The organism is Methylobacterium sp. CB376 (genome assembly GCF_029714205.1).
In the GTDB taxonomy this organism is placed as follows: Bacteria; Pseudomonadota; Alphaproteobacteria; order Rhizobiales; family Beijerinckiaceae; genus Methylobacterium.
Map to the genome: position 1 here is coordinate 2270988 of NZ_CP121648.1, position 20849 is coordinate 2291836.

22 protein-coding genes are annotated in these 20849 nt (G+C 73.7%); 4 read left to right on the forward strand and 18 right to left on the reverse strand.

Annotated features, from left to right (window positions below; all coding sequences use genetic code 11):
* The first annotated feature begins 117 nt into the window (after positions 1-117).
* Positions 118-1125 (forward strand): NAD(P)H-quinone oxidoreductase, encoded by a 1008-nt coding sequence (locus QA634_RS10155; RefSeq protein WP_012331876.1) that lies wholly within the window; start codon positions 118-120, stop codon positions 1123-1125.
* Positions 1126-1215: 90 nt separating this feature from the next.
* Positions 1216-1542, forward strand: coding sequence for a hypothetical protein (locus tag QA634_RS10160; RefSeq protein WP_012331877.1), 327 nt, complete (start codon positions 1216-1218; stop codon positions 1540-1542).
* A gap of 220 nt (positions 1543-1762) precedes the next feature.
* Here QA634_RS10160 and QA634_RS10165 read toward each other — a convergent pair whose 3' ends face one another.
* From QA634_RS10165 to QA634_RS10225, 13 genes are all read right to left on the reverse strand, one after another.
* Complete coding sequence (locus QA634_RS10165) at positions 1763-2644, reverse strand: 3-hydroxybutyryl-CoA dehydrogenase (RefSeq protein WP_012331878.1); 882 nt, start codon at positions 2642-2644, stop codon at positions 1763-1765.
* Positions 2645-2852: 208 nt separating this feature from the next.
* The gene (locus tag QA634_RS10170) at positions 2853-3803 is read right to left on the reverse strand and encodes an electron transfer flavoprotein subunit alpha/FixB family protein (protein ID WP_012331879.1); all 951 of its coding nucleotides are present in this window, start codon (positions 3801-3803) and stop codon (positions 2853-2855) included.
* A gap of 29 nt (positions 3804-3832) precedes the next feature.
* Positions 3833-4582, reverse strand: coding sequence for an electron transfer flavoprotein subunit beta/FixA family protein (locus tag QA634_RS10175; protein ID WP_012331880.1), 750 nt, complete (start codon positions 4580-4582; stop codon positions 3833-3835).
* A gap of 225 nt (positions 4583-4807) precedes the next feature.
* Positions 4808-5383, reverse strand: coding sequence for a cob(I)yrinic acid a,c-diamide adenosyltransferase (locus QA634_RS10180; RefSeq protein ID WP_012331881.1), 576 nt, complete (start codon positions 5381-5383; stop codon positions 4808-4810).
* Positions 5384-5497: 114 nt separating this feature from the next.
* The gene (locus tag QA634_RS10185; protein WP_012331882.1) at positions 5498-6082 is read right to left on the reverse strand and encodes an acyloxyacyl hydrolase; all 585 of its coding nucleotides are present in this window, start codon (positions 6080-6082) and stop codon (positions 5498-5500) included.
* 165 nt (positions 6083-6247) lie between these two features.
* Complete coding sequence (locus QA634_RS10190) at positions 6248-7291, reverse strand: transporter (protein ID WP_012331883.1); 1044 nt, start codon at positions 7289-7291, stop codon at positions 6248-6250.
* Between the two features lie 2 nt (positions 7292-7293).
* On the reverse strand, positions 7294-7842 hold the full coding sequence (locus QA634_RS10195) for an inorganic phosphate transporter (RefSeq protein ID WP_012331884.1): 549 nt from the start codon (positions 7840-7842) through the stop codon (positions 7294-7296).
* Positions 7843-8182: 340 nt separating this feature from the next.
* Entirely contained in the window at positions 8183-8905 is a 723-nt protein-coding gene (locus QA634_RS10200) for a hypothetical protein (RefSeq protein ID WP_012331885.1), read from the reverse strand.
* 12 nt (positions 8906-8917) lie between these two features.
* Positions 8918-10303, reverse strand: coding sequence for an amino acid permease (locus QA634_RS10205; RefSeq protein ID WP_012331886.1), 1386 nt, complete (start codon positions 10301-10303; stop codon positions 8918-8920).
* A gap of 111 nt (positions 10304-10414) precedes the next feature.
* Entirely contained in the window at positions 10415-10663 is a 249-nt protein-coding gene (locus QA634_RS10210; RefSeq protein ID WP_012331887.1) for a hypothetical protein, read from the reverse strand.
* Positions 10664-10923: 260 nt separating this feature from the next.
* On the reverse strand, positions 10924-11868 hold the full coding sequence (locus tag QA634_RS10215; protein ID WP_012331888.1) for a hypothetical protein: 945 nt from the start codon (positions 11866-11868) through the stop codon (positions 10924-10926).
* A gap of 73 nt (positions 11869-11941) precedes the next feature.
* The gene (locus tag QA634_RS10220; RefSeq protein WP_012331889.1) at positions 11942-12628 is read right to left on the reverse strand and encodes an alpha-ketoglutarate-dependent dioxygenase AlkB; all 687 of its coding nucleotides are present in this window, start codon (positions 12626-12628) and stop codon (positions 11942-11944) included.
* Between the two features lie 257 nt (positions 12629-12885).
* Positions 12886-13080 (reverse strand): DUF2934 domain-containing protein, encoded by a 195-nt coding sequence (locus tag QA634_RS10225; RefSeq protein ID WP_012331890.1) that lies wholly within the window; start codon positions 13078-13080, stop codon positions 12886-12888.
* A gap of 372 nt (positions 13081-13452) precedes the next feature.
* Here QA634_RS10225 and QA634_RS10230 point away from each other — a divergent pair, with 372 nt between their 5' ends.
* Positions 13453-13776 (forward strand): hypothetical protein, encoded by a 324-nt coding sequence (locus QA634_RS10230; RefSeq protein ID WP_012331891.1) that lies wholly within the window; start codon positions 13453-13455, stop codon positions 13774-13776.
* A gap of 318 nt (positions 13777-14094) precedes the next feature.
* Positions 14095-15522, forward strand: coding sequence for a TIGR04222 domain-containing membrane protein (locus QA634_RS10235; protein WP_012331892.1), 1428 nt, complete (start codon positions 14095-14097; stop codon positions 15520-15522).
* Here QA634_RS10235 and QA634_RS10240 read toward each other — a convergent pair.
* The 5 genes from QA634_RS10240 to gspD all read right to left on the reverse strand — a co-directional run bounded on the left by QA634_RS10240 (position 15519) and on the right by gspD (position 20798).
* The gene (locus QA634_RS10240) at positions 15519-16067 is read right to left on the reverse strand and encodes a prepilin-type N-terminal cleavage/methylation domain-containing protein (RefSeq protein WP_283027487.1); all 549 of its coding nucleotides are present in this window, start codon (positions 16065-16067) and stop codon (positions 15519-15521) included. The two genes, QA634_RS10235 and QA634_RS10240, sit on opposite strands and share 4 nt — an antisense overlap.
* Entirely contained in the window at positions 16045-16482 is a 438-nt protein-coding gene (gene gspG, locus QA634_RS10245) for a type II secretion system major pseudopilin GspG (protein ID WP_012331894.1), read from the reverse strand. The genes QA634_RS10240 and gspG overlap by 23 nt, the downstream gene beginning before the upstream one ends.
* A gap of 88 nt (positions 16483-16570) precedes the next feature.
* A complete protein-coding gene (locus QA634_RS10250; protein WP_012331895.1) occupies positions 16571-17782 on the reverse strand; it encodes a type II secretion system F family protein in 1212 nt (403 codons plus the stop codon).
* Positions 17779-18357 (reverse strand): prepilin peptidase, encoded by a 579-nt coding sequence (locus tag QA634_RS10255; protein WP_012331896.1) that lies wholly within the window; start codon positions 18355-18357, stop codon positions 17779-17781. The genes QA634_RS10250 and QA634_RS10255 overlap by 4 nt, the downstream gene beginning before the upstream one ends.
* Before the next feature lie 101 nt (positions 18358-18458).
* The gene (gene gspD / locus QA634_RS10260) at positions 18459-20798 is read right to left on the reverse strand and encodes a type II secretion system secretin GspD (RefSeq protein ID WP_012331897.1); all 2340 of its coding nucleotides are present in this window, start codon (positions 20796-20798) and stop codon (positions 18459-18461) included.
* Positions 20799-20849 lie beyond the last annotated feature (51 nt).

The window sequence follows — 20849 nt, forward strand, 5'->3', positions numbered from 1 at the left end:
GCGGGCCGAGGGACTTGCGCCGAGGGACTTGCACCGAGGGACTTGCGGGCTGAGGGGCTTGCCAACCTCGGCCGAGCTGTCAGGTAGTGCGGCGAACGACCCGCGAGGAGACGCCCCATGCCCGCCATCCCCGAGACGATGCGCCAGGTCCGCTTCACCGGGGCCGGCGGGCCGGAGGTGATTGGCATCGAGACCGCCCCGGTGCCGAGGCCCGGCCCCGGCCAGGTGCTGATCGCCGTCGCGGCCGCGGGCGTGAACCGGCCCGATTGCCAGCAGCGCGCCGGCAAGTACCCGCCGCCCCCCGGCGCCACCGAGATCCCCGGTCTCGAGGTGGCGGGCCGCGTCGTCGCGCGCGGCGAGGGCGTGACCGGGCTGTCCGAGGGCGACGAGGTCTGCGCCCTGGTGATCAGCGGCGGCTATGCCGAGTACTGCGTCGCCGAGGCGCCGCTCTGCCTGCCCCGGCCCCGCCCGCTCTCGCTCCTCGAAGCCGCGAGCCTGCCGGAGAACATCTACACCGTCTGGACCAACGTGTTCGAGCGCGGGCGGCTCGCGCCGGGCGAGCGCTTCCTCGTCCATGGCGGATCGAGCGGCATCGGCTACACGGCGATCCAGCTCGCCAAGCACGCCGGCGCCACAATCTACGCCACGGCCGGCTCGGCGGAGAAGTGCGCCTTCTGCGAGACGATGGGGGCGGACGCGGCCATCAATTACAGGGAGGCGGATTTCGCCGAGGAGGTGAAGCGCCTGACCGGCGGCAAGGGGGTCGACCTGATCCTCGACATGGTCGGGGCCGCCTACCTGGAGCGCAACCTGAAATCCCTGGCCCTGGAGGGCCGGCTCGTCGTGATCGCCTTCATGCAGGGCTTCAAGGTCGACGGCTTCAACATGACGCCGATCATGGTGAAGCGCCTGACCTTCACCGGCTCGACGTTGCGCCCCCGCACCACCGCCCAGAAGGCCGCCATCGCCGAGGGGCTGCGCCGCGAGGTCTGGCCCTGGCTCGAATCCGGCGGCTTCAGGCCGGTGATCCACGCGACCTTCCCGCTGGAGCAGGCGCGGGAGGCCCACGCGCTGATGGAATCGAGCGCGCATCTCGGCAAGATCATGCTGACGACCGGCGCCTGAGGCCACCGCTCCGAGGAACCGTGGCTGCCCGGCATCCGTTGCCCGGGCAGAGCGCCGCCCGCGAGCGGCCCCCATTCCCGGAGAGATCCCATGGCCCTTGACGATCGCGCCCGCATCGAGACGGCGACCGAAGCCCGCCAGGGCGCCCGCGGCAAGCCCGTCCTCTACGTGCTCCTCGGCAGCCTCGCGCTCCTGGCGATCGCCACCGTGGCGCTGCTGACCTGGAACGGCGCCAACGCGCCCAAGGATTACGCCAGCAAGAGCCAGGACGCCTCGCGCGCCCAGATCACCGGCTCGGCGGACGGCAAGGGCAACGCCGCGAACCCCTCGGCGAACAGCGCCGGCGTCCCGGCCGGCAACCCGGCCTACCCGTCCCCCTCGCAGCCGGCGACGACGGGTTCGACCAACCAGCGCTGAGGGGCTGACACCAACGGCCCGGGATGCCGAGGCATCGGGCCGTTGACCGCCTCGCATTTTCGACGGGCGCCATCTCGACAGGCGCCGAGAGCGTGACGACACGTCGAGAACGAACCCGACGGTCATGTTTCATGACCGTCGATGTTCGATCGCCCTGCCGCCTGCGTGGGACGGGGCCGGACGGTGCCCGGCCCGCCGGCGCGTCGGGATCCCGCCCGCCTCAGCGCGTCGGCACCGGCTCCGGCCCGCGGTAATCGTAGAAGCCGCGCTTGGTCTTGCGGCCGAGCCAGCCGGCCTCGACGTACTTCACCAGGAGCGGGCAGGGCCGGTACTTCGAATCCGCCAAGCCCTCGTAGAGCACCTGCATGATCGACAGGCAGGTGTCGAGGCCGATGAAGTCGGCGAGCTGCAGCGGCCCCATCGGGTGGTTCGCCCCGAGCCGCATCGCCGTGTCGATCGAATCCACCGAGCCGACGCCCTCGTAGAGCGTGTAGATCGCCTCGTTGATCATCGGCAGCAGGATGCGGTTGACGATGAAGGCCGGAAAATCCTCCGACACCGTCACGGTCTTGCCGAGCCGGCTGACGAAGGCCCGGGCCGACTCGAAGGTCGGGTCCTCCGTGGCGATGCCGCGGATCAGCTCGACGAGCTGCATCACCGGCACCGGGTTCATGAAGTGGATGCCGATGAAGCGCTCCGGCCGGTCCGTCGAGGCGGCGAGCCGGGTGATCGAGATCGACGAGGTGTTGGTCGCCACCATCGTCTCGGGCCGCAGCGACGGGCACAGGGCCGAGAAGATGGTGCGCTTGATCGCCTCGTCCTCGGTCGCCGCCTCGATGACGAGGTCGCAGGGGCCGAAATCGTCGAAGCTCTCGACCGGGAGGATCCGCTCGATCGCCGTGCGGCGGCCCTCCTCCGAGATCGTGCCCTTGCCGACCTGGCGCTGCAGATTGCCGTTCACCGTGGCGAGCCCGTTCTTCAGGCGCTCCGGGTCGCGGTCGTTGAGGCGCACGTTGAGCCCGGACAGCGCGCAGACATGCGCGATGCCGCTGCCCATCTGGCCGGCCCCGATGATCCCCACGGTCTTGATCTCGATGCCCATCGCCCCGCACCTCACAGGGACCCAACCCGCAGCGGGGCCCTCTCGCACATCACGATTCTATCACGCCATGCGGGGCCGCGCCGTCGCAGCAACACGACAGCCGGCCCCGCTCTCATCATCCGCGAGCCGCCCCGCGCGGGGCCGTGCCCGTCAACCCTTGGCCCGTCAACCCTTGGCCATCAACCCTTGGCCATCAACCCTTGGCCCATCAACCCTTGGCCTTGGCGATCTCCTGGCGCAGCTCCGGCACGATCTGGAACAGGTCGCCGACCAGGCCGTAATCCGCGACCTGGAAGATCGGCGCCTCCTCGTCCTTGTTGATCGCCACGATCACCTTCGAGTCCTTCATGCCGGCGAGGTGCTGGATCGCCCCCGAGATGCCGACCGCCACGTAGAGGTCGGGCGCCACGACCTTGCCGGTCTGGCCGACCTGCCAGTCGTTGGGCGCGTAGCCCGCATCCACCGCGGCCCGCGAGGCGCCCACCGCCGCCCCGAGCGCGTCCGCCAGCGGCTCGATCAGCTCCTTGAACTTCTCCGCGGAGCCGAGCGAGCGCCCGCCCGAGACCACGAACTTGGCGGAGGCCAGTTCCGGACGATCCGATTTGGCGATCTCCTCGCCCTTGAACGCGGATTTCGCCTCCGGCGCCGCCGCGGCGGCCGCCGCCTCGATCGGAGCCGCCGCGCCGCCCGCCTCCGCCGCCTTGAAGGCGGCCGTGCGCACGGTGATCACCTTCTTGGCGTCGGTCGCCTGCACGGTCTGGATCGCGTTGCCGGCGTAGATCGGCCGCTCGAACGTGTCGGGCGACACGACCTTGATGATGTCCGACACCTGCGCCACGTCGAGGAGGGCGGCCACGCGCGGCAGCACGTTCTTGCCCTCGGTGGTCGCGGCCGCGATCACCGCGTCGTAGCCCGCCGCGACCTCGGCCATCAGGGCGGCGGTCGGCTCGGCGAGCAGGTGGTCGAAGGCGGAGTCCTCGGCCAGCAGCACCTTCTCGACGCCGTCGAGGGCGGCGGCGGCCTCGGCGGCCTGCCGGCCTCCCGCGCCGGCCACGAGGGCGTGAACGGGGGCGCCGAGCTGCTTGGCGGCGGTCAGCGCCTTGAGGCTGGCATCCTTGAGCTTGCCATCGGCGTGCTCGACCAGGAGGAGGGTGGCCATGTCGCTTGTCCTCGATCTCGGGAGGCGCGTCAGAGGACGCCGGCCTCGACCTTCAGCTTGTTGACGAGTTCGGCCGGCGAGCCGACCTTGACGCCCGCCTGCCGGCCGCCGGGCTCCACGGTCTTGAGCACCTTGAGCCGCGGGCTCACGTCGACGCCGAGCGCCTCGGGCTCGACCGTGTCGAGGGGCTTCTTCTTGGCCTTCATGATGTTGGGAAGGCTGGCGTAGCGCGGCTCGTTGAGGCGCAGGTCGGTGGTGACGATGGCCGGCAGCTGCAGCGTGAGCGTCTGCAACCCGCCGTCGATTTCGCGGGTCACGTCGAGGGCGCCCTCGCCGGCCTCGATCCGGTAGGCGAAGGTGCCCTGGGGCCAGCCCAGCAGCGCCGCGAGCATCTGCCCGGTCTGGTTGGAATCGTCGTCGATCGCCTGCTTGCCGAGGATGACGAGGCTCGGACCCTCCTTGTCGACCAGCGCCTTCAGGATCTTGGCGACGCCCAGCGGCTCCACCGCGGCGTCGGTCTTGACCAGGATGCCGCGGTCGGCACCCATCGCCAGCGCGGTGCGGATGGTCTCCTGGGCCTGCTGCGGCCCGATCGAGACGGCGACGATCTCGGTGACCTTGCCCTTCTCCTTCAGGCGGATCGCCTCCTCGACGGCGATCTCGTCGAAGGGGTTCATCGACATCTTGACGTTGGCGAGCTCGACGCCCGAGCCGTCCGGCTTGACCCGGATCTTCACGTTGTAATCGACGACCCGCTTCACGGGCACCAGGACCTTCATGACCGTCGTTTCCTTCCGGGCCGGGAGGCCGTGCCGTCGCGCGCGCCGCGCGCAAGCCCGCCGACCATCCCTTTTGGGAGCAAGGTGCCGGACCGTAACGGCCGATTTTCCGAAATGTCAACGCGGGCGAAAGCCCGGGCCGGGGCCGCCGCGCGGGCGGCGGGGGCCCGGCCGGGGGTTGGTTTCGAAAGATCGGTACGGTCCCGGCAGGGCGGCGGCGGCGCCTCAGGCGCGGTTCTGGCCGGGCACCCAGAGCACGTCCCTGGCGCCGCCGTCGTTGGCGACGCGCGAGGCCACGAACAGGAAGTCGGAGAGGCGGTTCAGGTACTGGATCGCCACCGGCGAGACCCGCTCGCCCGGCGTGGCGGCGAGCGCCACCGCGAGCCGCTCGGCCCGGCGGCAGACCGTGCGGGCGAGGTGCAGGGCGGCCGCGGCGGGCGTGCCGCCCGGCAGCACGAAGGAGCGCAGGGGCGTCAGCGCGGCGTTGAGCGCGTCGATCTCCCGCTCCACGCGCTCGACCTGGGCGGCGACGAGGCGCAGGGGCTCGTAGGGCAGGGGCTGGTCGCTCTCGGGCGTCGCGAGGTCCGCCCCGAGATCGAACAGGTCGTTCTGGGCGCGCGAGAGCATCGCGTCGAGCTCGCCGGTCGTGTGCTGGCGGGCGAGCCCCAGGCAGGCATTGGTCTCGTCGACGGTGCCGTAGGTCTCGATGCGCAGGTCCGCCTTGGAGCGGCGCTCGCCACTCGCCAGGGCGGTGGTGCCGGCATCGCCGGTGCGCGTGTAGATGCGGTTGAGGACGACCACGGCTTCTCGCTTCCCGACGCTTGGCGGCTGTCGGGACCGTCTACACGAGGGGGCGCGCGCTTCCAATTGGACAGAGGGCGCGCGGCCGCTGCCGTCCGGCCGGCGAGCGGAGGGTCAGAACGTGTAGGCCACCTTGCCGCCGACATTGGTCAGGCCGCGATTGGCGACGCAGAGCCCCGCATTGGACTGGTGCTCGATCGTGGCGAGCACGCTCCAGTGCTCGGTCAGGCGGAAGCCGAGCGAGGCGGCCTCGCGGAAGAGCGGCGAGCAGCCGAGCGCGTTGAAGTTCGGCGGCACGAAGCGGCCGGTGGCGCCGTTGTGGAACGAGGCGCCGAAGAAGCCCTCGACGAAGATCCGGTCCGTGATGTCGAAGGTCCAGGTCGCGCCCAGATAGGCGTAGCTGGTGCGGCCCGCGGTGTTGTAGCTGCCGCCGACGGTGGGCCGCGGCACGAACTGGCTCCAAAACGGGTCCGCCGGGACCACCGGCTTGGCGAACAGCACCTCGCTCACGACGTTGCCGCTGCCGGCCTCGGGACTCCAGGGGTCCTGCGCCGAGCCGCCGATGCGGAACTCCGACACGATGCTGAGCGGCTGCACCGGCGGCCGATAGGCCGGCACCGGCACCGGCGCCGCGAGATCGGCCGCGACGGCCGGCACCGCCGCCGCCGCGGCGGCAAGACCCAGAAGGTTGGCACGCATGTCGTCGAGAACCCGAAGCAGCCCTGCGGGGAGCCGGGGCGAGCCTAGCCCCGGCCCGGTCCCGGCGTCCCAGGGATGCGTGCCCGCCCGCGTCCTTTTCCTCTGGTTGCGTCCGGCATGCCACACTACTCCTGGGTCAGGTCCGGCGCCGCCGAGGACCCGGGCTCAGCGGCCCGGCGCGCGCAGCCCCAGGATCCGGATGACGAGGTAGACCGCGAGCGCCGAGCCCCCGGCGATGCCGAGGGCGAAGAGGGAGGCCGCCTCGTGCTCGGCGAAGAACAGGCCCTTGGTGTTCATGCCGAACACGCCCGTCACCAGGGTGGGCGGCAGGAACAGGGCGGTGAGCACCGACAGGGTGAAGAGCTGCCGGTTCGTCTCCTCGGCGAGCCGCGCCGAGAGCTCCTCCTGCAGGAGGCGGCTGCGATCGGCCATGGCCAGCATGTCGCGGTCGAGGGAATCGAGCCGCTGGGCGATGCGGGCCGCCGCGGCGACCTCGCGGTCGGGCAGGCCCTCCGCCTCGCCCTCCTCCTCGAAGCGGTGGAAGACCGCCCGCAGGCCGAGGAGCTGGCGGTGCAGGCGCACGGCGTCGCGGCGGATCGGGCCGAGGCGGCGGCGCTCGACGCGCGAGGTCTCCTCGATGACGTGGTCCTCGATGGCGTCGAGCTCCTCCGAGAGGGCCGCGCCCTCCTTCGCCATGGCGCCCACGACGTGGCCGATCAGCGCCTCCAGCAGGCGCACCGGCGAGGTGATCGGCAGGCCTTCCTGGGCGGCGTCGCGGGTCGCGTCGGGGCCGACGACCGGGTGGCGGCGGCCGCTCACCAGGAAGCGCGGCCCCATCACGACGTGCAGGCGCCCGGCCGGGTCGACCTTCGCCCGCGCGCCGTCGCGGGCGAGGTCCGCCACGACCCCGCCGACGAAGCCGCCCTCGACGGCGATGCGCTGGTGCGCGTCGCGCCCCAAGGCCGAGGCGGCGAGCCGCGGCGGGCCGAGCCGGCCCTCCGCGATCATCGTGTCGAGGCGCGCGTCGACGAGGTTGAGGTGCAGCCAGAGGAAGCCCTCGCCGAAGCTGCCGAGGGCCGGCAGATCCTCGTCGTGCCCGACGAGCCGGCCGCGCCCCGTCTCGTCGAAGATCATCGCGAAGAGCAGGCCCGGCAGGGCCGGCTCGTCGCACAGGAGCCGCGGCAAGGCGGCCGGGGCCGGCGCCGCCATGCTCAGAACACCTGCGAGGAGACCGCGTAGAGCAGGCCCGACAGGAGCATGGCGACCGGCAGGGTGAGCAGCCACGCCATGGCGAGGTTGCGCAGGGTGCCGGGCTGCAGCCCCGAGCGGTTCGCCGCCATGGTGCCGGCGGCGCCCGAGGACAGGACGTGCGTGGTCGAGACCGGCAGCACGCCCAGGAAGTTGAACAAGCCCGACCAGACCACCGCGACGGTGGCGGGCAGCGAGTGGCTGCAGATGACGGTGGCGACGGCGTTGGCGGTGTCGTGGAAGCCGGTCACGAACTCGAAGGCGAGCGCGATGGTCAGTGCCACGAAGGGCAGGATGACGGGCAGGGAGGTGACGACCGCCGTTCCGGTCTCGATGACGTCGATGCGGATGCCGCAGGCCGCGCAGAGCAGCGCGCCGCCGAGCACCGCGACGAAGATCGCGGCGGCGAGGACGGAGGTCCGGCCGTCGAGATTCGGCCGCCCCTCCTTCGGTTGCGGCGTTCCGGAGGGACCCGCCACCGGACCCAAGCCGCCGACCGCCGAACGCGACATCGCCGCTCCCCCGTTCTGGCCGGACTCACGCGCGAGTCCTTGCGCGGACCCTGATCCGCGGGGGGCGACACCCGTGTGACAGGCGCGGGCAGGTGCCGCGGGGGCCGGAGGGATCAGGGCAGGCGCGGCCGTCATCCGAAATCCGGCGGATTGCTTCGCCATCTCCCATTTCGGCCATGCGGATGTCGGGTCGGCTTCGCTCAGGCGCCGCGCGGGCGTGTCATCCGCTGCCCGGAACTGATCGTCCGGAAAGCGGATCGCGGGCCGTGAGGCGGGGCCGCCGCGGCCCTCGCCGCGGCGGCCCTTCAGCCCCGTCCTGCGTCATGCCGGCGGGACGCGCCTACTCCATCATGCCCATCAGGTCGCCGACGCGCATGTTGCGGATGGAGTCGAGGGACATGCCGCCCATGCCGCCTCCCATCCCGCCCATCATGCCGCCGATCTGGCGCATCCAGTAATTGGCCTGCCGCATGGCCGAGCGGCTGCCGGGCCCGCCGAGCCCGGCGAGGCCGGCCGGGATGCCGTAGCCGCGCCCGGCGACGTGCCGTCGCGACGCCGCGCGCGGGACCGGGCGGTCCATCATCGCGGTATGGGCGTAGCCGCGCCGCATCGCCAAGCGCGTCGGAGCCGGCCGGGGCGTCATCATCCGGGGGACGGGCCGGGCGGTCATCAGGCGCGGGGCGGGCCGGGCCTGGGCCATGCGGCGGAGCTGGACCGGCCGCGCGGCGGCTTGACGCTCCGCGATCCGCCGCTCGGCGACTCGGTGCCTGGTGATTTGGCGCTCGGCGACTTGCCGCTCGGGGCCACGCGCGACCGGGCGCGGCGCCGCTGCCTGCTGGGTCGGGGCCTGCACCTCGTTCATCACGGTGCGGCAGGCGGGACTCAGATTCGCGGATTCCCGCCGCAGGCAGGAGGTGATCGCCCCGATATTGGGGATCGCCGAGGCGCAGAGGCGCCAGACGTCCGGCGTGCAGGCAGCCCGCTGCTGGGCGGTGCCCTGCGCGAAGGCGGGCGGGCCCGCGAGCAGCAGCGTGACCGCTGCGAGGACCGAAGAGGATCTCATGCGCGTGTTCCTCTACCAAGTGAGGCTGACAGCTTCCTCGAAGAAGCCGCCCTTGTCTCGCGCCCCCTCAACAACGCGGCGGTGTGGCGGCGCACGGCCTGCGGCGCTTTTCTTCGAACAACACAGTCCGATCTGGTCGTATCGAGCGCCCGTGGTCAGGCCGTGCGGGTCCGCGGGCGGGCGGCGTGGCCGACGCGGCTGTAGCGGCGGCCGTAGCCGAAATAGATAGCCCCCGAGCAGCGCGGCGAAGACCATGAAGAACAGGTTCGAGCGGTAGGGCGTGCGCCAGGTCGGGTGGATCGCCGCGAAGAAGCGCGGCAGCAGCCGGTCCTGCGCCATGGCGTAGAAGACCCGCGACTGGCCGTAGAGCAGCACCAGCATGACGGTGCTGAAGCCCGCGATGACGCCGAGCGTCACCAGCGCCTGCAGGGACGGGAAGGGTGTGCGCGCGATGGCGGTGGCGACCGGGGCGGCATCGCCCCGCATCGCGTCGGAGCGCACGAGGCCGGTCAGCACGGCCGCGAAGGCGATGTACAGGACGGTGCAGATCGCGAGGGAGCCGAGGATCCCCACCATCATGGTGCGCTGGGGGTTCTTCACCTCCTGTGCCGCCGTCGAGACCGCGTCGAAGCCGATATAGGCGAAGAACACCACCCCGGCCGCCCGCATGATCCCGCTGCAGCCGTACTCCCCGAAGGTGCCCGTATCGTCCGGAACGAAGGGGACGTAGTTCTGCGCCTTGACGTAGAACAGGCCCACCCCGCTCACGGTGAGCACCACCGCGACCTTGACGACGACGACCACGGCGTTGACCCGGGCCGACTCGCGCGCGCCGCGCATCAGCCGGAGGGAGATCACGCAGACGATCAGCACCGCCGGCAGGTTGACGAGGCCGCTGGTCCGGGTGCCGTCGGCGAGCGCGACCGTCTCGAAGGGCGAGTGCAGCAGCCGCGGCGGCAGGGCGATGCCCCAGCCCTGCAGCAGCGTCGCGACGGATGTCGACCGGCTCACCGAGACCGTGGCGGCCCCGACCGCGTATTCGAGCACGAGATCCCAGCCGATGATCCAGGCGACGAACTCGCCCATCGTGGCGTAGGCGTAGGTGTAGGCGCTGCCCGAGACCGGGATCATGCTGGCGAGTTCGCTGTAGCACATGCCCGCGAAGGCGCAGCAGAGGGCCGCGATGGCGAAGGAGATGACGACCGCCGGCCCGGCATGCTCGGCCGCCGCGATGCCGGCGAGCGAGAACAGGCCCGCCCCGATGATCGCCCCGATCCCGAGCCCCACGAGACTCCAGGGGCCGAGGCTGCGGTGGAGCCCGTTCTCGCCCGCCGCCGCGTCGGCGTTGAGCCGCGCGAGCGGCTTCGTCCGCAGCAGCCCGCCCGTCGCGCTCGCCATCGCCACCTCCCCGGACGATCAGCGCGCGCGGATGATGGGCCGGCCGATCAGCCGCTCAACGCGCGAGCTGCCGCAGGGACCGCCGGACTTCGCCGGTCCGGGGCGGGTGCCTCAGGGGGCGGCGGCGAGGTCCGCCGGCGCGCCCGCCTCCTCCTCCGCCTCCGGCTCCTCGTCCCAGATCGCGGCGCGCGCGGGCAGCAGCCGGGCGACCAGGGCAGCGATCTCCTCCGGGAACGTGCCGCTGCGGTCGAGGGCGAAGGCCGTGTCGAGGGCGGGGACGAGGCTGTCGATCAGGGGGCCGGGCGATCGGTCGGCGCGCGGACTCGCCGCCGTCTCGGACAGGGGCGCGCGGGCGAGCATGGCGGGGCCGCTCCTGGGCACGCGCCGCCGCGCGCGCCGGGCCGGGGCGGCGCGCGGGAGGCTGCGACTGACGACGATCGATGAAGCGGGACTATAGGGGCGCTGCATGAACGGCGGCTGACACGACCGGCCCGGCGGCGTTCAGGGAGCGTGGCTCCGGGGATGTCGCGCGGGATTCCGCGCCGCGGCGCGCCCCGGGGCCGGTCGGGCGAGGGGCCGGCGATGAGCGGGCGGAGCCGCGACCCCGCCCTCGCCGCCCCTCAGGGGAACTGGACCGCGTCCACCACCTGGCGGAACCGCGGCAGGGTGGCGTCGCGGTCCTGCGCCCGCACCACCCCCACCGCCCGGAAGTAGCCGTCGGGCTTGAAGCGGATCGTCTGCGACACCACCACCGCCATGCCGGAGGGGATGTCGGTCGCCCGCGCCACCAATTCGTGCCAGTCGGCGCCGCCCTGCCGGAAGCTCTGCGCGCGCTCGATGGCGAAATCCTTGAGGGTCTGGTTGGAGTAGAGCGCCGCCTTGGCGAAGGCGTCGCGCTGGTCGGGCGGGAGCGGCGGCTGCACCGCCTCGGCCAGAACCAGGATGGGCTGCTCCAGGCTGGTCATCTGGTCCTTCGGCCCGTCGGTGTAGAGCACCGAGTTGCCGGCCAGCACCCGGACCGGCCGGAAGCCCGCCGTCTCGGTCACCCGGAAGGGCAGGGCGGCGACCTGCTGGTCGAGGCTGAGCGCCGCCCGCACCCGCACGCTGGTGAGCATCTTGCGCATCGCCTCGTCGGTCTCGGCGCCGGGCAGCATCTGGCCGATCACCAGCCCGGTCACGGTCGGGTCGGCCACCAGCAGCACCCACTTGGCGATGGTCGGGGCCCCGGGCTGCTCGATCGGCTGCTCGCCCGTGAACAGGATGCCCTTGGCCTCGCCGGCGAGGGTCAGCTCCTCGCGGTTCTTCACGGTGAGCCCCTGGGCCTTCAGGCTCTCGGCCGTGAAGCTCGCCGTGAGGGCGGAGAAGTCCTGCGGCGGCAATTCGACCACCGAGACCGTGGCGCCGCCGCCCGGCCGCTCGAATCCGGTGAAGCGGCGGGAGACCTGCATGTCCTGGATCGGCTCGAAGCCGAAGCGGGAGCCGGGCGGATAGACCGGCTCGGCGGCGTGGGCCGCGCCCGCCAGGACGAGGCTCACGAACAGGGCGGCGAGGACGCGCAGGGACATGGTCGCGATCTCCTGCGGACGGCTCTGCGAGCCGACCGGGTGCAGGGCGCGATGCGTCGCCGCCCGGCCGCTGTCAAGCGCGGCCGGACAGGGTGACGCGTCGCAGTGTCAGGTTCACCCGCCCGCCCGGCGGCACCGGCTCCGGCAGGGGCGGCGCCCCGAGCAGGTCGGGCGGCTCCGGGACGATCCGGTCCACGCCGTGGAAGATCAGCCGCGAGGCGCCGCCGATGACGAGGGCGTCGCCGCTGCGCAGGCGCAGGGAGCGGGTCGGATCCCCCCGCCGCGGGCCCCCGTGGCGGAACAGCGCCGTCGCCCCGAGGGAGAGCGAGAGCACGGGGGCGTCGAGCGCGTCCTCGTCCCGGTCCTGGTGCAGCCCCATCCGGGCCCCCGGCGCGTAGAGGTTCACGAGGCAGGCCTCCGGCGGGTCGGGATAGGCCGCGAGGTCGCTCCAGGCCGCCAGCAGGGCGGGCGGGATCGGCGGCCAGGGCGCCCCGGTCCCGGGATGCGCGGGCTGGTAGCGGTAGCCGGCTTGGTCCGAGACCCAGCCGAGGCGGCCGCAATTCGTCATCCGCACCGAGAAGGGCTTGCCCGTCCGCGGCATGGTCGGGGTGAAGGCGGGCGCCCGCGCGAGCACGCGGGCGAGGTCGGCGGCGAGCGCCGCCTGGCCGGCGGCGTCGAGGTAGCCCGGATAATGGATCAGGCCCGGCGCGAGTTCGATCAGGAGCGGCCCCCTCGGCGTTCGCTCGAGCCTCCATAGCACGTCCTGCCGAAGCGGATGCCGGTTCGGCGTAGACCATGCGGCGCAATCAAACACCTGGAGCAGCGCCCGAGTGCACCGTGATCGGGCTCCGCTCCACGCAGAATCGCATGGGGCAATTCCGCTCGGTCCCTTGGTGTCGCATCATGCCTCGCCGACGCGGTCCTTCGGCTCGCCGCCGAACCGGTGACCCCCTCGGCACCGGCCGGTCCCGGCCGGCGGAAGGATGCTGAGGCCCCGGGCGGCGCCTGTCCCGCCCCTCAGCCCGGCAGCCGGGGCGATCCCTCGTCGGTCTGGCCCGCCTCGCGGGCGGCGCGGGCGCGCTCGGCCCTCAGCTCGCGCTCCGCCAGCAGCCAGAATTCCAGGTCGAAGCCGTCCGGGCGGTGGTTGCGCTCCCAGAGCTCGTGGGCCCGCTCCCGGATCTGCTCGGGCGTGATGTCGGGAAGGCTTGCCATCTCGGTTCCGATTGCCGCGCGGCGGCCGGCGGCCGCCGGGCCTGACGAGGATGCGCCGCCCGGCGCCGCGGAGCCTCGCGGCTGCGGCGGGCAGGCTCCGTCCTAACGAGGAACGCATGCCGTCGGGTCCCCGTCCGTCTCGATCCTTTCCGCGCGGGGACCCGGGTTGCGGCGGCGGCCGCGAGGGCCGCGCGATCCCCCCTCCATCCTCGCCCGGGCGAGCCCGAGGGGGCGGCCCCGGTCTCGGGCCGTCCCGGCCAAGCGCGCCGGGCAGCCATGTCCGAAAGCCCGATGGATCCTGCCGGCCGCTCCGGTTATTGACATAGGTGAAATCCGGCCCAACGGCGCAGTCTTGCCGCTCAGGTGACGACCATGACCGACCCGGTGACCCACTGCCTGCGCAAGCTCGACCACGCCTCCGGCGTGACCGCGGCGGGCGCCAGCGCCCTCGTGACCGAGGCGCTCGACGAGCTCGAATCGGCCTATGGCCGCGCGTCCGAGCGCATCGTCGCCCTGGAGGCCGTGCTCCACGACTACGACGACCGGGTCTCGCACCGGCGGGGCACGCCCTTCCACCGCTTCCTCGTCACCGCGATCGACCGCCGGCAGGGCCGGCTGGTCGAGGGCCGCCTGATCGAGGGCGACCGGTCGACGAAGCGGGCCGGCCGCCCCCTCGCGGCGATCCGGCACGGCTGAGAGGTGGAGATCCCTCGACCTCCGTCACACCACTCCGCGGTGATGCCAGAACGATAGCGTGGCCTGTCCGGTCCGCCTGTCGCGACGGGGCGGGGCCCGACAGGGGCGCGACCTCGCGGCGGCCGCCGTGATCGAGCGACGCGCTCGCGACGCGAATCGCGCGATGTCCAGCCGCTGAGGCTCCCTGACCCCTGACCCCGCCGCGTCGCGGGCCGCCGGAGCGGCGCGCCGGCCGGTCAAGGTTTTGTCCGATGCCGGTGTATCCTCGGCCCCGCGCCGCCGCGGGACGGCAGGCGACGCTGCGACCGGAGGAGAGGCATGCAGCCCGTCACGCCGGCGATCTGGTCCCCCGCCGAGGCCGCCCTGTGGGACCGGATCGCCGCCCATCCCTTCGAGGTGCCGGGCCGGAACCTCGACTTCACCCGCCGCCTCGCCCGCGACCGGGGCTGGTCCCTGGCCTTCGCCCGCGGCGCCGTGGCGGAGTATCGCCGCTTCTGCTTCCTCGCCTGCCTCGGGGCGGGTCCCGTCACGCCGAGCGAGGAGGTGGACGAGGTCTGGCACCTCCACCTCACCGACTCGCGCGACTACTGGGACGTCTGGTGCCGCGACGTGCTGCGCACCCCCCTCCACCACGAGCCGGCGGCGGGCGGACCGGCCGAGCGGGCCCGCCTCGTGCGCCAGTACGCCGAGACCCTCGCCCGCTACGAGGCCCGCTTCGGCCCGCCCGGCCCGCTGTTCTGGCCGGGCACGCGGGCGCGGTTCCGCAGGACCCCCCGCTACCGCACCGTCGACACCGACCGGACGATCGTGCTCGCCCGCCCGCGCCTGCTGCGCGGGCCCCTGCGCGCGGCCGCTGCCCTGGCGGCCCTGCTCGCGGGGCTGGGCGCGCCGCAGGCCGCGGCCCTGCCGGCCGATCCCCTCGACTTGCCCGGACCGCCCTTCCTCCAGCTCTACGCGGGGCTCGCGGCGGCCGCCCTCCTGATCGCCCTGGCGCTGCGCGCCGCCTGCCGGGGCGGCGAGGCGCCGGCCATGCCGAAGCTGAGCCTGCCCGACCTCGCCTACCTGGCGGGGGGGCCGCAGCGCGTCGCCGACGTGGTGGCGCTGGCCCTCTACGAGCGGGGCGGCGCCTCGGTCGACCCGGCGAGCCGGCGCATCCTGGTCTGGCCGCACCGCCCGCCGCTCCCCTCGGAGCTCGAACCGTTCCGGCCGCCCGCGGGGGACCGCAGCCGCGCGGAGCTGCGGGCCGCCCTCGACGCCCCGGTCGAGCGGCTCTCGCACGCGCTGGCCGCGCGCGGCCTCGCGCCGCCGCGGGAGCGGGTGCGCCTGCTGCGGGGGATCGGTCTGGCGGTGCTGGGGGCGGTGCTCGCCCTCGGCCTCGCCAAGCTCGGGGTCGGCCTGTCGCGGGACCGGCCGGTCGGCTTCCTGGCCCTGATGATGGGCGCGACGGCGCTCCTCGGGCACTGGACCCTGCTGCATCCCGTGACGCGCACCCGGGCGGGCGACCGCGTCCTGGAGGTCTACCGCTCCCACCACGCGCGGGCGGCGCGGGCCCCGCTGCCGAGCGAGGTGCTGTTCGCCTTCGCGGTCTCCGGCGCGCTCGCGCTGGTCGGCACCGAGCTGACCGGCTTCGTCGCCTTCCTGCGCCCGCCCGGCGGCAGCGACGGCGGCGGGGGCGGCGACGGCGGCGGTGACGGGGGCGGCGGGGGAGGGGGCTGCGGCGGCTGCGGCGGTGGCGGCGGGGATTAGCCCCGGGGCGCGGCGCCGGCGGGCGCGGCCCTGCGCTCCTCCTCGAAGGGGCAGAGCCGGATCGTCTCGAGGGCCAGCGCGCCGCGGGCGGTCTCGACCTCGATCCGCTCGCGCAGCGGCACCCAGCGGATCGCCGGCTCCCGGTCCGGCGGGCGCGGGACCGGCGGCACCGGCTCGGGCGGCGGCGGCGGCAGGGGGAGCGCCACGGGGCTGAGCCGCACCCGGAAGCGGCGCCCGTCCGCCTCCTCCCAGCCGCCCGCCGCGGCCTGGGCGAGGTTCACCGGCTGGACGAGGAGCGAGCGCGCCACCCGCGCGGCCGCGACCCGGTCGTCGATCCACAGCCAGCCGAGGCGCGACTGCACCAGGCCGCGCTGGAGGGCGAGGCTCAGCATCGCCACGATGGCGAAGGCCGCCAGCGCCTCGACCAGGGTGAAGCCGGCCCGGCCCGCCTCGCCCGAGATCCGGCCGGCCGCGGCGCGGATGCCGGCCCCGCGCGGGCGCCGCGCGGGGCCGGGACGCGCGTCACTCGCGGCCGATCGGGGCACCGCCGCGCTGCCCTTCGGGCCCCAGGGAGAGGATCGCGTAGGGGCCCGCCTTGCCGGGGGCCCGGTACTCGTAGGGACGTCCCCAGGGGTCGGGCGGCACATTGGTCTGCTTCAGGTAGGGACCGCCCCAGCTCTCGGCGGAGGGCGGGCGCTGCACCAGGGCCTGCAGGCCCTCGCTCGTCGAGGGATAGCGCCCGTTGTCGAGGAAGAAGAGGTCGAGGGCCGAGGCGAAGGACTCGATCTGCAGCTTCGCGGTCCGCTCGCGGGAACTCGACAGGTAGCCGAGCACCCGCGGGCCGGCGAGGCCCATCACGAGGCCGAGGATCACCAGCACGACGAGGAGTTCGACGAGGGTGAAGCCGGCGCGCGCGTCGCGGCGCGCGGGCGGCGGGGACGAGGGGCGGTCGAGGATCATGCGCCGGAACCCGGGATCATCATGGCAGCGGAGCATCCGGTGAGGGAAGAATAAGGCATCGTGTGGACAGGTCGCGGCCACGGCAGGATCAGACCAGAAGGTCGTTGATGCTCATCAGCGCCGTCATCACCGAGATGATCAGCCAGGCGATCAGGACGCTGACCAGCACCATGACGGCCGGGCCGACGATCGCGATCAGCCGGCCGAGGGCGGACTCGAGCTTGACCTCGTAGAAGGCGGCGACCCGCTCGGCGCTGTCGGGCAACTCGCCCGCCTCCTCGCCCACCCGCAGCATCTGGACGACGTGGCGCGGGAACAGCGGGCGCTGGCCGAGCGCCTCGGACAGGCGCTGCCCCTGGCGCACGTCGGCGATGACCCGGTCGATCTCCGCGCCCGCCCCGGGCAGGCGCACGACGCCGCGGATCAGCCGCAGCGCCGTCGAGATGTCGACTCCGCCGCCGACCAGGATCGCCAGCGTCCGGCAGAAGGTCACGGTGAGTTCGTGCGCGAGCAGCGTGCGCACGACCGGCAGCCGGGCGAGGAGCCCGATCCACAGGCCGCGCTCGCGCCCGAGCCGCGCCAGCACCAGGGTGCCGCCGAGCAGGCCCGCGAGCCCGATCCCGATCAGGTCGAGATGGGCGTTCACCGCCGCCGAGAGATTGAACACGAACAGGGCGGCCGGATCGATGCGGTCGCGGAAGCCCTGCAGCGCCACCTCGAATTTCGGGATCAGGTAGATCAGCACGAAGGCCAGCACCGCGAAGGCGGCCGCGACCAGGAAGAGCGGGTAGGCGATGGCCGAGACGAAGCGGCGGCGCAGGCGCTCGCCGCGCTGCCGCTCGGCCGCGAGGCTCCCCAGCGCCCCTTCGAGGCGCCCCGCCGCCTCCGCCACCTCCACCATCTTGCGATAGATCGGCGGGAACAGGCGCGGGTGCCGGGCCACCGCCTGGGAGAGGCTCCTTCCCTGGCCGAGGGAGAGGTGGAGGTCGCGCAGCACGCCGACCAGCCAGCGCCGCGTCTCCAGCTGCGCCAGGATCTGGAGCGCGTCGGTCAGCGTCACGCCGCCCCGCAGGAGCATGGCGAGGTCGAGGGTCATGGCGGTGATGTCGTCCGGCCGCGGCTCGGGCCGCAGCAGGTCGCGCCAGCCCCGGCCCCCGGCCGGCCGCGCCGTCGCCGAGAGCGGCGTGAAGCCGGCCCGGTCGAGCTGGGCGATCACCTCGGCGCGGCTCTCGGCCTCGATCGCCCCGGTCTGGACGCGTCCGGCCGGGTCGAGGGCGCGGTACTCGTAGGTCGTGCTCACGGCGGCCCGCCCGCGAACCAGACGGCGAGGAGGGCCGGCGCCAGGAAGGCCCCGAACGGGATCTTGTCCCCGCGGCCGATCGGGCGCGCCCGCAGGCGGCTCGCGGCCACGACCGCGAGCCCGCCGAGGCTCGCCAGCAGCAGCGCCCAGGCGAAGCCTTCGAGCCCGGTGAGGAGTCCCCCCGCCGCCGCGAGCTTCACGTCGCCGAGGCCGATGCCGTCATGGCCGCGCCGGCGGTAATAGGCCTCGCGGATCAGCCAGAGGCCGCCGCCGCAGACGAGGCCGTCGACCGCGAGCGCCGCCGCCTCGGCGCGCGGCTCCCCGGCGCCCAGGCGCGCCGCCGCGGCGACGAGCCCGATCGCCGCGACGGTGCCGTCCGCGATGGTGAGGCTGACCACGTCCTGCCAGACGACCTGCGCCACCGCGGCGAGGAGCGCGAGGGCGAGGACGAGGCTCAGCGCCTCGGGCGAGCCGAGCCACAGGGTCGGGGCGAGGGCGAGGGCCACCCCGGGCAGGACGAGGCGCCCGGCCCTGCGCGCGAGCGCGGCGGTGCCCGTCGGATCAGCTGCGTGCACGGCCGCTCCCCACCGGATCGTCCCGCCGATTCATGCCACGCGCGCCGCGATCCCGCACCAGGTCGGGTCCGGCGCACCACCCTCCCGGCGCACGCCGCCCGTCAGCGCTTGAGCACCGGGGCCGCCGCGCGGGCGCCGCGGCGCACGCCCGCGTCCAGGAGCTGGCCGCGGTAATCCTCGGCCACCCGCTGCGCGTCGCGGCCGCTGCGCACCACCACCGGGCGGATGAACACGACCAGCTCCGTCCGCTCGTCGGCATTGTTGGTCGAGCTGAACAGGGCGCCGATCTGCGGCAGCCGGCCGAGGATCGGGATGCCGTCGCGCTCGCGCTGGTGCTTGTCGCTGATCAGCCCGGCGAGCAGCACCGTCTGGCCGTTCGCCACCGAGATCGTGCTCGCCACCCGGCGCTTCGAGATCGTCGGCGTGAGCGTGTCGGAGCCGCCCACCACCGCGGAGATCTCCTGCTCGATCTGCATCGTCACCGCGTCGTTCTGGCCGATGCGCGGGATCACGTTGAGGATGATGCCGGTGTCGCGGAACTCGACCTGGTTGATCAGCGGCGCGTTGGCGAAGTCCACGCTCTGGGCCTGACGCGTCGTGATCGGCACCGAATCGCCCACCTGCAGCGTCGCCGGCTGGTTCTCCAGCACCACGAGCGAGGGCGAGGACAGCACCTTCACGTCCGTGAAGCCGTCGAGCGCGTTGATCACCACGTCCGGCCCGGAATAGCCGCCCACCAGGAAGTTGAAGCCGTTGCCGGGCTTGAGGACGTTGCTGGCGCCGCTCGCCGCCGCGCTGACCAGACCGACCGAGCCCTTGTTGCGGCCGAGCCCCAGGCTGCGGCTGTCGAGGAAGAACTGGACGCCGTGCTTGAGCTCGTCGTTGAGCTTCACCTCCGCGATGGTGACGTTGACGGCGACCTGGGCCGGCACCGCGTCGAGGCGGCGCAGGGCGGCGTAGACCTTCTTGTACGTGTCGCCGTCCGCGTAGGTGACGACCGCGTTGTTGGCCGGGTCGGCGCTGATCGCCACGCCGCGCCCGCGCCCGTTCGGCTGCGTCGTCAGGTCGATCATGGCGCTGTTCATGCCGCCGCCAGCCAAGCCGCCGCCCATGCCCCCGCCCATGCCCCCGCCCATGCCGCCGCCCGGATCCGCCGGGGCGGCCGGCACCGCGTCGCCGAAGGCCGAGGCGAAGCGCGCCCGCAGGAGCTCGTTGCCGTTGCCGCCCGGCTGCGAGGCCGGCAGCCCGGAGCCGCCCGGGCTCGACAGGCCGCCCCCGCCGAAGCCGGAGCCGAGCCCGCCCTGGCCCGACGATCCCGCGCCGCCGAGCCCAGACCGGCCCTGCTGGCCGAGGCCCGGCCCTGTCGGCCCCGCCGCGAGGCCGCCCTGGCCGTTGCCGAACAGGCCGTTCACGACCCGGGCGAGCTCCCGCGCGTCCCGGTAGCGCGCCTTGTAGACGAAGACGTTCTCCTCGGCCGCCTCGGTGACGTTGTCGAGCTTGCGGATGAAGGTCTCGGCACGGCGGATCAGGGCCGGGTTCTTCGACAGGACCAGCACCGCCCGCAGCCGCGAGACCGGCTTGAACTGGATCAGCCCCGAGCCGGCGCCGTTCTCCGAGGTGTCGAAGAGCTGGGCGAGTTCGGCCACCACGGCCTCGGGCCGCACGCGGCGCAGCTCGAACAGGCTGACCGACTGGCCGCGCATCCAGTCGCCGTCGAGGGACAGGATGGCGCTCACCGCCTCCTGGCGCTTGGGGCCCGGGCCCTTCAGCACGATGGTGTTGCGGGAGATGTCGAAGCGGACCCCGTCCGCCTCGGTGACGAAGCCGGAGACGAGGCGCGACATCACCGCGGCCGAGACGTGGCGCAGGGGCACGACCGACACGCCGTAGCCCGCCTGCGCGCCCGAGCCGAAATTCACCGAGCCGGAGCCCAGGGCGGTCGGGGCGATCAGGTAGCCGCTGCCGTTGCGGGTCAGGGCCAGCCCGTGGCTCGCCAGCACGCTCTCGATCGCGCCCAGCATCTCGGCCCGGGTCAGGGGCCGCGGCGAGGAGATCGTCACCTGCCCGGCGACGTCCGCCCCGAGCGTGTAGCTGAGGCCGAGCGTCTCGTTCAGGACCGTGTGCAGCACGTCCTTGATCTCGGCCCGCTCGAAGTTGAGCCGGAAGCTGCCCTCGCCCGTCGCCGCATTGCCGACGTCGAGGGGCTCGCCGAGATCGACCGGCAGGCCGCCCGTCGTCTCGATCGGCTCCGGCGGGAAATGGTAGCTGCGCCCCGGCGCGCGGTCGCGCGGGACGAGGCCGCCCTCCCGCCCCGCCTTCGCGCCGACCGGCGGGGTCGCGCGGGCGGTGAGGTCGAGGTTGAGCTCCGGCCCGGCCAGCGTCGCGCGGCCCGCTTCCTGCGACCGCAGCGGCCCGACGAAGCCCAGGAGCCCTGCAATCAACAGCGCTCCGGAGACAATGCGCGCCCTGTGCATGTGAGTTCGGTCCGAAGT

Coding starts and splice junctions, on each gene's coding strand:
- QA634_RS10155 (WP_012331876.1), top strand. CDS start 118: ATGCCCGCCATCCCCGAGACGATGCGCCAGGTCCGCTTCACCGGGGCC.
- QA634_RS10160 (WP_012331877.1), top strand. CDS start 1,216: ATGGCCCTTGACGATCGCGCCCGCATCGAGACGGCGACCGAAGCCCGC.
- QA634_RS10165 (WP_012331878.1), bottom strand. CDS start 2,644: ATGGGCATCGAGATCAAGACCGTGGGGATCATCGGGGCCGGCCAGATG.
- QA634_RS10170 (WP_012331879.1), bottom strand. CDS start 3,803: ATGGCCACCCTCCTCCTGGTCGAGCACGCCGATGGCAAGCTCAAGGAT.
- QA634_RS10175 (WP_012331880.1), bottom strand. CDS start 4,582: ATGAAGGTCCTGGTGCCCGTGAAGCGGGTCGTCGATTACAACGTGAAG.
- QA634_RS10185 (WP_012331882.1), bottom strand. CDS start 6,082: ATGCGTGCCAACCTTCTGGGTCTTGCCGCCGCGGCGGCGGCGGTGCCG.
- QA634_RS10190 (WP_012331883.1), bottom strand. CDS start 7,291: ATGGCGGCGCCGGCCCCGGCCGCCTTGCCGCGGCTCCTGTGCGACGAG.
- QA634_RS10195 (WP_012331884.1), bottom strand. CDS start 7,842: ATGTCGCGTTCGGCGGTCGGCGGCTTGGGTCCGGTGGCGGGTCCCTCC.
- QA634_RS10200 (WP_012331885.1), bottom strand. CDS start 8,905: ATGAGATCCTCTTCGGTCCTCGCAGCGGTCACGCTGCTGCTCGCGGGC.
- QA634_RS10205 (WP_012331886.1), bottom strand. CDS start 10,303: ATGGCGAGCGCGACGGGCGGGCTGCTGCGGACGAAGCCGCTCGCGCGG.
- QA634_RS10210 (WP_012331887.1), bottom strand. CDS start 10,663: ATGCTCGCCCGCGCGCCCCTGTCCGAGACGGCGGCGAGTCCGCGCGCC.
- QA634_RS10215 (WP_012331888.1), bottom strand. CDS start 11,868: ATGTCCCTGCGCGTCCTCGCCGCCCTGTTCGTGAGCCTCGTCCTGGCG.
- QA634_RS10225 (WP_012331890.1), bottom strand. CDS start 13,080: ATGGCAAGCCTTCCCGACATCACGCCCGAGCAGATCCGGGAGCGGGCC.
- QA634_RS10230 (WP_012331891.1), top strand. CDS start 13,453: ATGACCGACCCGGTGACCCACTGCCTGCGCAAGCTCGACCACGCCTCC.
- QA634_RS10235 (WP_012331892.1), top strand. CDS start 14,095: ATGCAGCCCGTCACGCCGGCGATCTGGTCCCCCGCCGAGGCCGCCCTG.
- gspG (WP_012331894.1), bottom strand. CDS start 16,482: ATGATCCTCGACCGCCCCTCGTCCCCGCCGCCCGCGCGCCGCGACGCG.